Raw genomic sequence first — 15,942 nt, forward strand, 5'->3', positions numbered from 1 at the left:
CGCAGGCAGCAGCCTGTGAGGGCCCTTTTTGCATGCGGGTCGTTTCCACCGTCCACGGTCCACCGTCCGCCGTGTCCCTGGGCATTGACGCTGCCTCACTTACGTGATCCTTGCCCGGATGCGATCTTGACGGGGCGCCCGAAGTCGACGTAGATCGGACTGACACGGGGCGGACGCTCGACGGGCAGGAGGCTCGATGGGGGCAGGGGAAGCGGGCGGGGTCCGGCCTGTGCCGGAGTTGCTGGCCGGGAACGCGTTACGGCTGGGCGAGAAGGTCGCGTTCGCCGACGACCGGCGCGCGGTGAGCTGGGCCGAACTGGAGCGCCGGACCGCCGGGTTGGCGGTCGGACTCGGGGTCGGGCGCGGCGAGCGCGTGGCGTTCTGCCTGGACAACAGCGTGGAACTGGTCGAAGGCCTGCTGGCCACGGTCCGGGCCGCCGCGGTCGGCGTGCCGCTGAGTCCGCGCGGTACCGACGCGGAGCTCGCCGCGCTCCTGGCCGACTGCGATCCGTCCGTGCTGGTCACCGACCGGCGGCAGCTGCCGCGGATCGCCCGGTTGACCGCCGGTCGGGCACCCCGTCTGGTGGTGACCGGTGAGGACACGGCACCGGACGACGCCGCCCGCTTCGAGGATCTCGCCGCCGGGCACTCGTCGGCGCCCCCTCGTGATGACCTCGGGCTGGACGAGCCCGCATGGCTGCTCTACACCTCCGGCACCTCAGGGACATCGAGGGCCGCCGTGGCGAGCCAGCGGTCCGCGCTGTGGTCGCCCGTCGCCTGCTACGTGCCGCGGCTGGGACTGTCGGAGGCGGACCGGCTGCTGTGGCCGTTGCCGCTCGCGCACACCTACGCCCACTCGCTGTGCGTGCTGGGCACGACCGTGGCCGGGGCGAGCGCGCGGATCACCGCGGCCGCGGATCCGGCCGAACTGGTGCGGCTGATCGGCGAGTTCGGGCCGACCGTGCTGGGCGGCGTGCCGCTCACCTACCGCCAGTTGCTCGACGCCGGCCTCGGCGCCGTGCCGTCGCTGCGGCTGTGCGTCAGCGCGGGCGCGCCCAGTGAACCGGACCTGCGGGACGAGGTGGAGACGCGGTTCGGCGCCCCGCTCCTCGATGGGTACGGCAGTACCGAGACCTGCGGCAAGATCGCCATGGAGTCGGTGCGCGGGCCGAGGGTGCGCGGCAGCAGCGGACCGCTCGTCCCCGGCATGGAGGTCCGGCTGGTCGATCCCGAGAGCGGCCGGGACGCGGCCGGCGCGGAGGGGGAGATCTGGGTGCGCGGGCCCGGCGTCATGCTGGGCTACCACAACCGGCCCGAGGAGACCGCCGCAGCGCTGCGCGATGGCTGGTACCGCACCGGCGATCTGGGCCGGCTCGTCGAGCACGGGTGTCTGACGGTCACGGGCCGGGTGAACGACCGGATCGTGCGCGGCGGCGAGAACGTCGACCCGGCCGAGGTCGAGCAGGTCCTGCGCGGCCTGCCCGGGGTGCTGGACGCGGCTGTGGTGGCACGCGCCCACCCGCTGCTCGGCGAGGTGCCGGTGGCGTTCGTCGTCCCGGCGGAACAGACGGTCGAACCGGCAGCCGTGCTGCGGGCCTGCGCCGCCGTGCTGTCCGCGCACAAGGTGCCCGAGGAGGTCCTGTTCACACCGGCCGTGCCGCGCACCGCCGGGGGCAAGCCACGGCGGGCGGTCCTGCGCGAGACGCTCGCCGAACGCCCGGCCGAGCCGGAGCTCGCGCGGCTGTCCGGCCGTACGCCCGGCGAGCGGCGGGCCGCGCTGGTCGACCTCGTGTGCGCGGAGACCGCGGCGATCCGTGGGACGGCCGCCGATCCCGGCACGGCGTTCGCCGATCTCGGCCTGACCTCGATGGACGCGATGTCCCTGTGGCACCGGCTCAGCCTGCGCACCGGACTGCGGCTGCCCGCGACGCTGGTCTGGGACCACCCGACCCCGGCCGCGGTCGCCGCCCACCTCGACACCCGGCTGCACGGCAGCGCACCCACGACGGCACTCCCACGCCGCGGGCCGGTGGCCGAACCGGTGGCGATCGTGGCCGTCGGCTGCCGCTACCCGGGCGGAGTGAGCTCGCCCGAGGAACTGTGGCGACTGGTCGCCGACGGCGTGGACGCCACCGGCGAGTTCCCCGGCGACCGCGGCTGGGATATTGACGCCCTGCACGATCCCGACCCGGACCGGATCGGCACCACGTACACCCGTCGTGGCGGTTTCCTCCACGACGCGGCGGATTTCGATCCCCTGTTCTTCGGCATCTCGCCACGGGAGGCCCTGGCCACGGATCCCCAGCAGCGGCTGCTGCTGGAGGTCGCCTGGGAGACGCTGGAGCGCGCGGGTGTTCCGGCGCCGTCGCTGCGTGGCAGCAGCACCGGTGTGTTCGTCGGCCTGATGCACGCCGGCTACGGCAGCGGGGTGTCGCCGCACGAGCTGGAGTCGCACATCGGCGTCGGCTCGGCGGGCAGTGTGGCGTCCGGCCGGATCTCCTACGTGCTGGGCCTGCGCGGCCCGACCATGACCGTGGACACGGCCTGTTCGTCCTCCCTGGTCGCGATGGACCTGGCCGCCGCGGCGCTGCGGGCGGGTCAGTGCTCGCTCGCGCTGGCCGGCGGGGTGACGGTGCTGTCGAGCCCGCAGCCGTTCGTCGCGTTCAGCCGCCAGCGGGCGCTGTCACCGGACGGCCGGTGCCGCTCGTTCGCGGCGGGCGCGGACGGCACGGCATGGGCGGAGGGCGTGGGCCTCGTCCTGCTGGAGAAGCTCTCGGACGCCCGACGCAACGGCCACCCGGTGCTGGCCGTGCTGCGCGGCTCGGCGGTGAACTCCGACGGCGCGTCGAACGGGCTGACCGCCCCCAACGGCGAGGCCCAGCGGGAGCTGATCCACCTGGCGCTGGCCGACGCCGGACTGCGCCCGGCCGACGTCGACGTGGTCGAGGGACACGGCACGGGGACCGCGCTCGGCGACCCGATCGAGGCGGGCGCCCTGCTGGCCACCTACGGCCAGGACCGCGACCCCGCCGACCCGGTGTGGCTGGGCTCGGTCAAGTCGAACCTCGGGCACACCCAGGCCGCGGCCGGAGTGGCGGGCGTGATCAAGATGATCGAGGCGATGCGGCACGGCGAACTGCCCGCATCGCTGTACGCGGACCAGCCGTCGCCGCACGTGGACTGGTCCACCGGGGCCGTGCGCCTGCTCGACCGGGCGCGCTCCTGGCCGCAGCGCGAGAGGCCGCGCCGGGCGGCGATCTCCTCGTTCGGCATCGGCGGCACCAACGCGCACGTGATCATCGAGGAGCCGTCGGACATCGACAGCGGTGTCGAGGGCGGAGTCGGCTTCGGTGAGGGTGAGGGTGCGGGGGCCCGTGCCGGCGATGGCGTCGGGCGAGGCTCGGCCCAGCCCGCGCGCGCCTGGCCGGTCGTCCCCTGGCTCGTCAGCGGCAGCGACGAGGCCGGCCTGCGGGCCCACGCCGGGAGGCTGGCGGCCGCACTGGCCGACGCGACCGACGAGACCGCGCTGGACATCGCGTACTCCCTGGCGACCACCAGGACACCGCTGCCCCGTCGCGCGGCCGTCCTGGCCAGCGGCGCCGACGGTCTGCTCGCCGGACTGCGCGACCTGGCGGACGGCGCCGACAGTCCGGCGTTCGGCCCTGCGCTGTACCGGAGCACCGTGCGTGCCCGTCCGCGGGTGGCGCTGCTCTGTGCGGGCCAGGGGGCGCAGCGGCCCGGCATGGGCCGTGAACTGGCGGCGGCCTTTCCCGTGTTCGACACGGCCTTCACCGAGCTGTGCGAGGCGTTCACGCCGTGGCTCGACCGGCCCCTGCGGGAGGTGATCGACGACCCCGACGGCGCTCTGCTGGAGCGCACCGACTACGCGCAGCCCGCGCTGTTCGCCTTCGAGGTCGCCCTGCACACGCTGCTCTCCGAATGGGGCGTACGACCGGACTTCCTGGTCGGCCACTCGGTGGGTGAACTGGCCGCCGCCCATGTCGCGGGCGTGTTCTCCCGTGCCGACGCGGTGCGGCTGGTGGCCGCGCGCGGCCGTCTGATGGCGGCCCTGCCCGACGGCGGCGCGATGATCGCGGTGCGCGCGCCGCTGACCGAGGTGAGGCGCCTGCTCGACGACGCCGAGGTGCCCGGCCGGGTCGCGGTGGCGGCGGTCAACGGGCCCGAGTCCGTGGTGCTCTCCGGAGATGAGGACGCGGTGACCGCGCTGGCCGCCCGGATCGGCTGCCCGGCCACCCGGCTGCGGGTCAGCCATGCCTTCCACTCGCCGCTGCTCGACCCGATGCTGGACGAGTTCCGCGCGGTCGCCGAATCGGTGGACTACCGACGCCCGTCCGTGCCCGTGGTGTCCACGCTGACCGGCCGTCCCGAGTCGGACGCACTCACCACCGCCGACCACTGGGTGCGGCAGGCACGCGAAACCGTACGGTTCGCCGACGCGGTGGGCAGGCTGGCGGATGCGGGCGTGACGGCGTTCGTCGAGGCCGGCCCCTCGGCCGCGCTCAGCGTGTCGGCCGAGGAGTGCGTACCGCCGGACGCGGGCGCGGTGTTCACCGCGTGCCCGGACGCAGGCGGGGCGCTGGCGGCCCTGGCCGCCCTGCACGTGCACGGAGTGCCGGTGGACTGGCGGGCGGTGTACGCGGACAGCGGTGCCCGCGCATACCGCCCGCTGCCCACGTACCCCTTCCAGCGGCAGCGCTACTGGCTCGACGCCGTCCGGCACCGGGTCCCGGCCGGTCATCCGCTGGTGGGGGAGCCGCAGCCGGATGCCGACGGGCCCGGGATCCGGCACACCGGGGTGCTGTCCCCCGCCCGCCTGCCCTGGCTCGCCGACCATGTGATCGGGGATCGGGTCCTGGCGCCCGCGACGCTGTTCGCCGAGCTGGCCGGCCGCGCGGCCGGAACGTCCGACGCCGTCCGGCTGGCCGAACTGGCCTTCCTGGAGCCGCTGTTGCTGCCCCCGGCGGATCCGGTGCGGGTTCAAGTCGTCGCCGGTGCAGCGGACGGGCAAGGGCACCGCCCGGTCACCGTCTGGGCCCGCACGGCAGATACCGCGGGGCCCTGGACCCGGCACGCCACCGCGACGCTCGCCCCGGCCGGTCCACCGCCCGCTCCCGTGTACGGGGCGTGGCCGCCCGAGGGCGCCGAGGAGATTCCCGTCGACTATCCACGGCTCGCCGCGTACGGCCATGACTACGGCCCGGCGTTCCGTGTGGTGACGGCACTGTGGCGCCGGGACACGGACCTCTTCGCCGAGCTGACGCTCCCGCCCCGGGAAGCGGCGACCGCAGGGTCGTACACCCTGCATCCCGCTCTGCTCGACGCGGCGCTGCACACCGCGCTGCTGGCCCGGCAACCGGACGAGCCGCGAGCCCCGCTCGCCTGCACCGGTGTGACCGTGTACACGACCGGAGCCACCGCCGCACGGGCACACCTGCAACGGCTCGGCCCGGACGAGCTCCGCGTCACCCTCACCGACCCGGCAGGCCGTCCGCTGGCCGCCGTCGAGTCGGTAGTCACACGGCCGATCCCGGTGCAGGACGCGGCCGGCGCCGCCCGGCCGTACAGGATGGCCTGGAAGGCCGTTACCCCTGCCACCCCTGCCACGCCGACGACGTCTGCCACCGGCCTCTCCATCGGTGACACCGACCCGGATCACGAACTGCTCGACGTCGCACACCTGTCCGCCGCCCAGCCTGAAGGCACCGATCTGCCCGGTCGCGTACGGGGGTTGGTCACGGCCGTGCTGGAGCGGGTGCGCGAGTGGACGTCGCAGGCGTGGCCGGGCCGTCTCGTTGTGCTCACGCACAACGCCACCGGGGACGATCCCGACCTGGCCGAGGCCGCGGTCGCCGGACTCGTGCGCAGTGCCCAGTCCGAGCACCCCGGCCGGATCGTGCTGGTCGACCGCCGCGGCGGGACCGCCTCGCCGGCGCTCCTGGACGCGGCGCTGCGTACCGGCGAGCCGCAGGTCGCCCTGGCCGACGGCGACATTCTGGTGCCGAGACTGACCGCCGCGGATCCGCCGTCCGCCGCGCCGCCCGACCTGGACCCCGAAGGGACGGTGCTGATCACCGGCGGCACCGGCGCGCTGGCCGCGAGCCTCGCCCGGTACCTCGTGGCCGAACGCGGGGTGCGGCACCTGCTGCTGGCCGGTCGCAGCGGCCGTATCCCGGCGTGGACGGCAGAGTTGGCCGCGGACGTGCGGGTGGTGTCGTGCGACGTGAGCGACGGGGCGGCCGTCGCTGCCCTCGTCGGGTCCTGCGGGCCGGCGCTGACGGCGGTGTTCCACCTGGCCGGGGTGGTGGACGACGGAGTGGTGGACGGCATGACGCCCGAGCGGGTGGCGAGCGTGCTGGCGCCGAAGGCGGACGCCGCCTGGCATCTGCACGAGGCGACCAGCCGCCTCGACCTGTCCGCGTTCGTGCTCTACTCCTCGGCGGCCGGTGTGCTGGGCCGGCCCGGGCAGGCCAACTACGCGGCGGCGAACGGGTTCCTCGACGCGCTCGCCCTGCACCGGGCCGCGCGCGGGTTGCCCGCGCAGGCACTGGCCTGGGGCCCGTGGGTCACCGAGGACGACGAAGGCATGGCAGGCCGCGTCGCCCCGCACCGGCTCGGCGAGGGCGGCGTCCGGGCGGTCACCGAGTCCGAGGGCATCGATCTGCTCGACGCCGCGCTGCGCACACCCGAGCCGGTGCTCGTGCCGGTCCCGCTTGACCCGACGACCGCGAGAGGCCGGGCCACGCCGCCGGTTCTCGCGGACCTGCTGCCCGGCCGTCCGGCCCGGGCGGCACAGACGGTCACCGCCGCTCCGGCCGTCCAGCAGACTCCGGGCGGCTGGCGCGACCGGCTGGCGGCCGTTCCGGCGGACCGTCGCGAAGCCGAGCTCGCCGAGCTGATCCGGGCCGAGCTGGCCGCCGTGCTGGGCTTTCCGGACGCGGCTTCGTTCCCCGTCGACCGCGAGTTCACCGAGCTCGGCTTCGACTCACTGACGGCTGTCCAAGTCCGCAACCGGCTCAGCGCGTTCACACGGGTCCGGCTGGCGCCGACGATCGTCCTCGAGCACCCCACGCTGCCCGCCCTGGCCGCGCACGTCCACGCCGCCCTCCGCGACGCAGGCGGCCTGCCACAGGGCGGAGTCGAAGCGGAGCCACGGATCACGGCCGGCGGCGGCATGGCGAGCAACGCCCGGTTCGGCACCGTCTACCATCGCGTGCTGCGCGAGCAGGGGCCGCTGGAGGCGATGGCGCTGCGCCACTTCGCGTCGTACGCGCTCCCGACATTCTCCGCGGCCGACCGAGCCCGGTACACCGCCCCGCCGGTCCGGCTCGCCCACGGCGACGGCGCCGCGCTGGCCTACCTTCCGGACTACCTGACGCCGACCCAGCGCATCCCGATCGGCCTGGCGAAGCAGTTCGACGGCGAACGGGACCTGTTCCTGCTGGAGCATCCCGGGCTCGGCGCCCACCGGGCGGTCCCGGACAGCGTGGCCACGCTGATACGGGCGCACGCCGACACGGTGCGCGAGCTGTCCGCCGGGCGGCCGCCGGTCCTCGTCGGCTACTGCGCCGGCGGAGCGGTCGCGCACGCCGTGGCCCGGCATCTCGCGCGGGAGGGGCAGCCACCGGCCGGTGTGATCCTGCTGGACTCCCACGTCGGCGTCCTGCGCCGCGAGGATGCGCGGGGGCTGGTCCTGATGGCCGCCGGGGCGGCCCTGCCGGACGACCTCATCGATCAGTTCGACGACTCGCTGCTGATGGCGGGAGGCGGCTACGCGCGCGTGCTGGAGCAATGGCGGCCCGAACCGTCGCCGGTCCCCACGCTGCTGCTGCGCGGCCGGCCGACCGCGAACATGCGGCGGACCGACCCCGACGGGGACTGGCACCCCCACTGGCCGCTGCCGCACGACACCGCCGACATCCCGGGCGACCACTACTCCCTCGTCCACCACGACGCCGACACCACCGCCGCGGCGATCCGCGCCTGGCTGACCGCGTAACCCCCCCCACAAGAACAGGAGACCCTGGATGAACCCGGACTACGACCTGATCGTCGTGGGCGGCGGGCCGGCCGGCTCGACCGCCGCGACCGTCGTGGCCATGCGCGGGCATCGGGTGCTGCTGCTGGAGCGGGAGACCTTCCCCCGGTACCAGATCGGCGAGTCGCTGCTGCCCGCCACCGTGCACGGTGTCTGCCAGATCCTCGGCGTCGCCGACGAGGTCGCCAAGGCCGGGTTCACGCTCAAACGCGGCGGAACCCTGCGCTGGGGCCGTGACCCCGAGCCGTGGCAGTTCTCCTTCTCCATGACGCCCCGCCTCCCCGAACCCACGGCCACCGCCTTCCAGGTGGAGCGCTCCCGGTTCGACGAGATCCTGCTGCGCAACGCCGGCAGGGCGGGCGTCGAGATACGCGAGGGCAGTCCGGTGCGCCGCGTCCTCCCCGACGGCGAACGGGTGCGCGGCGTCGAGTACACCGACCCCGACGGGACCGTACGGACGGCGTACGCCCCGCACGTCATCGACGCCTCCGGCAACACCAGCCGGATCCACGGCCAGGTCGGCGGCACCCGCGTGTACTCCGACTTCTTCCGCAACCTCGCCGTGTTCGGCTACTACGAGGGCGGGCAACGGCTCCCCGAGCCGAACAGCGGCAACATCTTCTGCGCCGCCTTCGACGCCGGCTGGATCTGGTACATCCCGCTGCGGCCCGACCTGACCAGCGTCGGCGCGGTGATCTCGCCCGAGCACATCCCCGCCGTGCAGCGTGATCCGCGCGCCGCCTGGCAGGACATGATCCGGGCCTGCCCGGACGTCGACCGGCTGCTCACGGGCGTGCCGGTCGCGACCGACCCGCCATACGACCGCGTCCGGGTGCGCAAGGACTACTCGTACTGGAAGAAGTCCTTCTGGACCCCGGGCATGGCGCTCGTCGGAGACGCCGCGTGCTTCGTGGACCCGGTGCTGTCCTCGGGCGTGCACCTGGCGACCTACGGTGCCCTGCTCGCCGCCCGCGCGGTCAACGCCGCCCTGGACGGCAGCGTGCCGGAGTCGCGCGGCTTCGCCGAGTTCGAGGCCCGCTACCGCCGTGAGTACGCCGTGTTCTACGAGTTCCTCATCGCGTTCTACGACATGGAGCAGGCCGAGGAGTCGTACTTCTGGGCGGCGAAGAAGGTGACCAAGGTCGACCTCGGCGAGGCCGCCGCGTTCGCCGAACTCGCCGGCGGACTGGTGTCCGGCGACAGGGCGGTCGTGGGCCCCGAACAACTCGGCGACCACTGGCGCGCCGCGGCGGCCGAACTGGACGGTGCGGTGGGCCGGTTGGCGGCGGCGGACGACCGCGTCAACCCGCTGCTGTCGGCCCGGGTCGTCGGCGAGACCTTCCGTACCGGCAACGACCTCCAGGAACAGGCCCTCTACGGCGGTCCGCTCGACGACCCGGCCCCGACCGCCCCCGACTCACTCGCCGTCACCGCGGACGGCCTGTCCTGGACCCCCGCCTGAAACGGTCTCAGTCGGCCCGGCGGGGCTCGCCCGGGTAGGTGCCGAAGGACCACTTGTTGCCCTCCGGGTCGGCGATGGCGAACTCGCGGCTGCCGTAGGGCTGGTCCTCGATCTCGCGAATGATCTTCACGTCGGCGTCCTTGAGACGCCGGTGGAGATCGTCGACGTGTTCGGTGACGACGTACGCCCCGAAGGTGCCCGGCTGCAGGGACCAGGACGCGCTGCCCGGTTTGTGCGAGCCGAGCATGATCCCGCCGCCCTCGGGCCAGTCGAGCTGGGCGTGCGCGACAAGGTCGCCGTCCTGGTACACGGCGGTGCGCCGGAAGCCGACGGTGCCGACGAGGAAGTCGATCAGCGCGGGGGCGTCGTGGGCCTGGAGCGTCGGCCAGACGCTGGGGGCGCGCTGGGTCTGCGTGGTCTGTGCGGTGTTCGCAGTGGCGTTCATGTCTCTTACTCTTCGCCGTTGCGGTGGCCGCCGGCTTGGATATTCCGGCACTCTTCGGCCAGCCAGCCGGTGGGGCTCAGGTCGGTGTACTGCCTGAAGTCCCGCACCAGGTGTGAGTGGTCGTAGTAGCCGCAGTCGGCGGCCACCCGTGCCAGGTCCGGTGCGTGGCCCGCGGTGACGGCCCGGACGACGGCGCCGCGCGCGTGCTGGAACCGCATCAGCCGGGCGGCCTGCTTGGGGCCGATGCCGGTCTCGGCCCGGAACAGGGTGGTCAGCCGGCGCGGGCTCAGCGCCACATGGGCGGCCAGTCCGTCCAGCGTGCCCGCGCCCCGGTGCCGGGCGAGCCAGGCCCATGCCTCGCAGACCTCGGGCCGTACCTCCGCGGTGCGTCCGGCCGCTGCCGCGCGCCGCTGGAGGTAGTCGGTCACGAGAGCGAAACGCTCGCTCCACGTTCCCTGTGCGCACAACCGCTCGTGGACCTCGCACGCGTCCCGCCCCAGGACGTCCGCACCCGAGACGACGAGTTCGTCGGAGAGCTCCCCTGCGGGCATGCCGAGCAGCCTCCGGGCCGCCAGCGGATGCACGGACAGCTGGATGCCCGCCTCGTGCTCGGGCTGCAGCACGTACGCCGGACGCTGATGCAGACCGCCCACCACGATGTCCGTCCGCGCGGCGTCGCTCCCGTGCACCTGCTCGGGGGTGTGGCCACTGACCACGGGACCGTCGAGCGAGAAGATGAGCGTGAGGTACGGGGAAGGCAGCCCTCGGTGGAGGGCGGGTCGCACACCCGCGGATCGATAGCCGACCGCGGAGACCACCATGCCGTCCAGGTGCGGCGCGGCTCGGACGAACTCGCGGACTTCCCCGGGCGGCTCGGATTCCCGGCCGGTAGGCGCGCCCATGCGGCCAGTATGCCGCCGCCCCGACTTCCGGGGCCACAGCTCGCCGACCGGCGGGCCCGGGTCAGTTCTCCTGGAGCACCGACAGAACGTTGCCCGCCGGGTCCGTGAACCAGGCGATCGCCGCCGGTCCCTCGGGGCCCCGGACGATGCCCTTGTCGTCGGCCTCGAACTCCGGGTAGCGCTCCATGGTCACGCCCCGCTGCGCCAGCCCGTCGACGGCCGCCTCGACGTCGTCCACGGGGAAGTTGAGGATCGTGAAGCTCGCGGGGGTGTGGTTGTCCTTGGGGTAGACAAAGACGTTTGCACCGGTGCCCAGCTTGATCGTGAGCATCCTCATGTCGCCCTCCCCGGTCTCCTCCACCGAGAGGCCGAGGGTCTCGCCGTAGAACTCACGAGCCCTCCCGAGGTCGTCGACCGAGAAGCCGCTGAACGCCTTCGACTGTCCGAACATGCCGTCGTCTCCTTCGCCTGTGCCGTTCGGGATTTCCGAGGCCACACCCAGCGGACCACCACCCGGGCCACGGCACGCGGGCTGTCGTCCGGATGGTCGCCGCGTGTCACCTTCAGGGAGCGATCGGCAGCCGGCGGTCGCGGTTGTCCGGCCGCCGCGTCTAGGCGTGGGTCCTGTAGGTCCCGTAGTTCGGAAGCCCCGTCGGACGCCGCTTCAGCTCGGCCACCTGGGCGGGGACGTCGCCGGAGAGGACCCCGTGGTCCAGTCCCGCGCGAAGTTCCGGTAGGTGCGGCGGCCGAACAGGAAGGCGTCCGCCTCGCCGAGCCAGGCGCCGGCCAGGCGCTCGAAACTCCTCGTCCGGATGCGGCACGAACCGGCCACCCCGGGTAAACCCGTCGCTGGTGTCCTCGTCCGGGGATCCCGGGCCCTGGGACACGCCGTCGAGCGTCGGGAACTCCTGCAGAACCAGCCGCATCGCGCACCCCGCTCTCTTCGACCGCCCCGAAATGGTAGAAGCGGGCCATGACCAACTCGCTCATCCACTCGGCCGGCGCCCGATGACCGCCGGCATCGACACCCCCGACCGCCGCGGCCGCACCGGACTCGACCAGGCCGGCCGGGACCTGACCGGCAATCCCCGCGTCAAGGTGCGGGACGTGCGGCTGCTCTCCAGTCACTGGTACGTCGAGCGTGCCACCACCTTCGACTTCCAGCACGCCGACGGCACCTGGAGCACCCAGCAGCGCGAGACGCACGACCGCGGCAACGGGGCCACCATGCTGCTGTACGACGCCGAACGCGAAACCGTCCTGCTCACGCGCCAGTTCCGCTTCCCGGTGTATGTCAACGGGCACCCCGACGGCATGCTCGTCGAGACGCCGGGCGGGCTGCTCGACGACGATGACGAGCACCCGGAGATCGCGGTGCGGCGCGAGGTGGTGGAGGAGACCGGGCACACCATCGGCGAGGTCCAGCACGTCTTCGACGTCTACATGAGCCCGGGCTCGGTCACCGAACGCGTCAGCTTCTACGCCGCCGCGTACGGCCCCTCGACCCGCACCCACGAGGGCGGCGGCCTCGACGAGGAGGGCGAGGACATCGAGATCCTCGAACTGCCCTTCCGCCGGGCCCTGGAGATGATCCGGACCGGTGAGATCGCCGACGCGAAGACCATCATGCTGCTGCAATGGGCGGCGTTGGAGGGCCCGTTCGCCCGCTGAACGCCTCCCCACCGAGCGCACGTGCTTCCTCAGGATGCGCCGACGAAACGGTCGACCACCGCGTCCACGCCGACGGCCAGGCCCTCCGGCCCGCCCCGCTCGGCGAGGGCCGGGGCGATCGCCCGGAGCGTGGGCAGCTCCTGGGGCGGCATGCGGTGCAGGCCGAGGCGGAACGCGGGTTCCGGCTCGTCGGGGTTGTCGACCATGGCCCGCAGTTCCACGGACACGTATCCGAGGACCCACGCGGTGAAGGCCTGGAAGACGGCGGCGGTACGCTCCTCGTCGAGCCCTGCGCCCCGGAGCAGAGCGAGCACCCGCTCATGGTCCCTGAGGACCGCCGGCGGCCTCCTGGCCAGCGGAACCGCCATCATGCGCGTGGCGATCAGCGGCACGACCTGACGGTGGGCGAAGCAGACGTCATAAGTGATCAGGGCGATGCGGTGCAGCTCGGCCCGCCACTCGGGAACCCCGGCACCAAGACCCTGGTCCGGTGCCGCACCCCCGGGGGACGCCGTGGCGAGACGGTCCTCCAGTTCCAGGTAGAGGGCCTCGACCAGCCCGTCCAGGAGCGCGTCCTTGCTGGACGCGTAGCGGTACAGGGCCATGGCCTCGACGCCGAGTTCGGATCCCAGGCGACGCATGCTCAGGGCGGAGAGACCCTCGCGATCGACCAGATCCAGGGCGGCGGCCAGCACCCGCTCCCGGCTGAGCCTGCCGTGTCGCCCGTGGTCACTCGCACGCCGAGCCGGACCCTTTTCCGGATCCTTGTTCATTGGCCTTCTCCTTACCGCTCGACCCGGTGTCCTCCGGGCGATGGCAACCGTATACAACGTAAACGTACGCGTTGTATCCTGGAAGTGCGGCGAAGCGCACCACGGCGTACTCCGATCATGAGTTCACCCATTGAGGATTACGCCCTCCTCAGCGACCTGGAAACCGCCGCCATGGTCGGCAGGGACGGGTCCATCGACTGGTTGTGCCTGCCTCGATTCGACTCTCCCGCCTGCCTGGCCGCATTGCTGGGCACTCGGGCCAACGGTTTCTGGCGCGTGGCTCCATGTGCCGGCGGGCACTGTACGCGTCGGGCCTACCGGCAGGACACGCTGGCACTGGAAACCGAGTGGAACAGCGGCAGCGACAGGATTCGCGTCACGGACTTCATGCCCCCGCGTACGCAGTCACCGTGTGTGGTCCGCGTCGTGGAAGGCGTGTCGGGTTCCGTACCCATGCACAGTGAACTGCGGCTGCGGTTCCACCAGGGCAGGGTCATGCCATGGGTCCGGGACGCCGAGGCCGGCACGGTGGCGGTCGCCGGGCCGGACGCCGTCTGGCTGCACGCCGACGGGCCGGTGCACGTGCCCGATCCGCAGGATCCCACCGTGCTCGACTTCACTGTCCAGGCCGGGCAGCGACTGGCCCTGACGCTTGTGTGGTCGCCGTCGCACCTGCCCGGAGCCCCCGCATCCCTGTCCGTCCCGGCGGAGACCGCGCTGAAGGAGACAGGTGACTTCTGGCGGGGCTGGACCGCCCGGTGCTGCTACGAAGGACCCTGGCGGGATGCGGTGGTGCGGTCACTCATCACCCTCAAGGCGCTCACCTACGCCCCGACGGGCGGCATCGTCGCGGCACCGACCACCTCGCTCCCCGGGTGCATCGGAGGGGAACGCAACTGGGACCACCGGTTCTGCTGGCTGCGCGACTCCACCCTGACCCTGTCGTGCCTGCTGCGCAGCGGCTACCGCGACGAGGCCATGGCATGGCTGAACTGGCTGATGCGGGCCATCGCGGGCGACCCCGCCCATCTGCAGACCGTGTACGGCGTCGGGGGACAGCGGCTCCTGCACGAGACCGAGGCGCCCTGGCTGCCCGGCTACGAGCGATCGCGGCCGGTCCGGTTCGGAAACTCGGCGGAGGGCCAGTTCCAGCTCGACGTGTACGGCGAGGTCCTGGACGCTCTCTGCCTGTCGCTACGGGCGGGGATACCCATGCCCGCCCGGGTGTGGAGCGTGGTGGAGGCGTTGATGAGCCACCTTGTCCGGCACTGGCGCGAACCCGACCAAGGACTGTGGCAGGTGCGTGGTCCGGGGCGGCAGTTCGTCCATTCCAAGGTAATGGCCTGGGTGGCCGCCGACCGGGCCCTGCGCATCAGAGAGTCGCTCGGCCGCAATGGTTCCTCGGACCAGTGGCGGGCTCTGCGGGACGAGGTGCACCGGGAGGTCTGCCGGGAGGGGTGGGACGCGCGGCAGGGCTCCTTCGTGCAGTCCTACGGCTCCTCCGCCCTGGATGCATCGACCCTGCTGATCCCCAGGCTCGGCTTCCTGCCGGCCCGGGACGAGCGGGTGCGCGGCACTGTTCGGGCCGTACAGCGGCTGAACCACGGCGGGTTCGTCCGACGGTACGGCCCTGCGGGCCACGGCGTGCACGATGTGGACGGACTGCGCGGCCGCGAGGGCACATTTGTGGCGTGCACCCTGTGGTACGCCGATGCACTCGCTGCCACCGGCCATCCTGAGCAGGCCATGGAGGTCTTCGAACGGGTCCTCGCCATCCGCAACGACGTGGGCCTGCTCGCCGAGCAGTGGGACCCGGACGCGAGCCGTCAACTGGGCAACGCGCCGCAGGCCTTCAGCCATATCGCCCTGGTGGAGACAGCGTTCGCCCTGTCATCAGGACCATCCCCGAGTCGCCGTAGTCCGGGAGCGTCGGGTCGGCGTTGATGCGGGTGACCGAGAGCCGCTCGGTCAGCGGCGCGAACACCTCCCGTATGGCGTCCGGGTCCACGGGGCAGCCCGGCCAGCGTGAGAAGCGGCCGATGCGGTACGTCGGCATGTTCTCCATGAACGCGGCCACCAGGTACCCGCCCGGGAAGACGCAGCGGGCGAAGAGTCGGCAGAACTCGGTGAACTCGGTGAAGTCCTCGGTCGCGCCCTCGGCCACGAAGTGCATCGACGCCAGACCGTACCTGCCGGGCGGCAGAGCCCGGACGTCGCCGTGGACGACACGTACCCGCGACAGTGCCTCCGGAAGAGGCGAGGGAAGGCCCGGGAGGTGTCGCCGGCACAGCGCGTAGAAGGGCTGCCAGCTTGCGTCCGGGCCGAGGCGGAGCTGCCCGGTGAGATAGGCGACGTTGGACGCGCCCGCCTCCACGGCGTCGACGCGGCGGCTGACGGAGGCGGCCAGCATGAGCGGGTACAGGTTGGGCCCGGCACCGAACTCCACGGACTGCGAGACGCTCCCGGGCGCCAGCTCCCGGTACAGCCCCGCGTGGTGGGCGATGACCGCCGCGTCGCACGGGTGCAGCTCGCGGTAGTTCTCGGCGAGGTAGTCCTGGACCGGCCAGCTGTCCCAGTCCACGTCGTCGTTGCGGATGGGCGCGGCTCCGGGGGCCTTGAACGCGGGCATGACC

At 73.1% G+C, this 15,942-nt stretch carries 9 protein-coding genes; 4 read left to right on the forward strand and 5 right to left on the reverse strand.

The features are described 5' to 3' along the window. Positions 1 to 196 precede the first annotated feature (196 nt). Entirely contained in the window at positions 197 to 8,017 is a 7,821-nt protein-coding gene (locus ABD932_RS17290; RefSeq protein ID WP_345013565.1) for an SDR family NAD(P)-dependent oxidoreductase, read from the forward strand. A 28-nt stretch (positions 8,018 to 8,045) separates the two neighbouring features. Next, entirely contained in the window at positions 8,046 to 9,518 is a 1,473-nt protein-coding gene (locus ABD932_RS17295; RefSeq protein ID WP_345013567.1) for a tryptophan 7-halogenase, read from the forward strand. Positions 9,519 to 9,525: 7 nt separating this feature from the next. On the opposite strand, the gene ABD932_RS17300 is transcribed toward ABD932_RS17295, so the two are convergent. The 3 genes from ABD932_RS17300 to ABD932_RS17310 all read right to left on the reverse strand — a co-directional run bounded on the left by ABD932_RS17300 (position 9,526) and on the right by ABD932_RS17310 (position 11,316). Then, positions 9,526 to 9,963, reverse strand: coding sequence for a VOC family protein (locus ABD932_RS17300; RefSeq protein ID WP_345013569.1), 438 nt, complete (start codon positions 9,961 to 9,963; stop codon positions 9,526 to 9,528). A 5-nt stretch (positions 9,964 to 9,968) separates the two neighbouring features. Further along, positions 9,969 to 10,865: an AraC family transcriptional regulator gene (locus ABD932_RS17305; protein ID WP_345013571.1), complete on the reverse strand. Its 897-nt coding sequence runs from the start codon at positions 10,863 to 10,865 to the stop codon at positions 9,969 to 9,971. 61 nt (positions 10,866 to 10,926) lie between these two features. Beyond that, a complete protein-coding gene (locus ABD932_RS17310) occupies positions 10,927 to 11,316 on the reverse strand; it encodes a VOC family protein (protein WP_345013574.1) in 390 nt (129 codons plus the stop codon). A 557-nt stretch (positions 11,317 to 11,873) separates the two neighbouring features. On the opposite strand from ABD932_RS17310, the gene ABD932_RS17315 reads away from it, so the two are divergent. Further along, positions 11,874 to 12,536, forward strand: coding sequence for an NUDIX domain-containing protein (locus ABD932_RS17315; RefSeq protein ID WP_345013576.1), 663 nt, complete (start codon positions 11,874 to 11,876; stop codon positions 12,534 to 12,536). A gap of 29 nt (positions 12,537 to 12,565) precedes the next feature. On the opposite strand, the gene ABD932_RS17320 is transcribed toward ABD932_RS17315, so the two are convergent. Further along, complete coding sequence (locus tag ABD932_RS17320; protein WP_345013578.1) at positions 12,566 to 13,309, reverse strand: TetR/AcrR family transcriptional regulator; 744 nt, start codon at positions 13,307 to 13,309, stop codon at positions 12,566 to 12,568. A 117-nt stretch (positions 13,310 to 13,426) separates the two neighbouring features. On the opposite strand from ABD932_RS17320, the gene ABD932_RS17325 reads away from it, so the two are divergent. Continuing rightward, positions 13,427 to 15,253, forward strand: coding sequence for a glycoside hydrolase family 15 protein (locus ABD932_RS17325; protein WP_345013580.1), 1,827 nt, complete (start codon positions 13,427 to 13,429; stop codon positions 15,251 to 15,253). On the opposite strand, the gene ABD932_RS17330 is transcribed toward ABD932_RS17325, so the two are convergent. Next, complete coding sequence (locus ABD932_RS17330) at positions 15,162 to 15,938, reverse strand: class I SAM-dependent methyltransferase (protein WP_345013582.1); 777 nt, start codon at positions 15,936 to 15,938, stop codon at positions 15,162 to 15,164. The two genes, ABD932_RS17325 and ABD932_RS17330, sit on opposite strands and share 92 nt — an antisense overlap. Between the last annotated feature and the right edge of the window lie 4 nt (positions 15,939 to 15,942).

It is taken from the genome of Streptomyces shaanxiensis (assembly GCF_039537145.1).
Taxonomy (GTDB): Bacteria; Actinomycetota; Actinomycetes; order Streptomycetales; family Streptomycetaceae; genus Streptomyces; species Streptomyces shaanxiensis.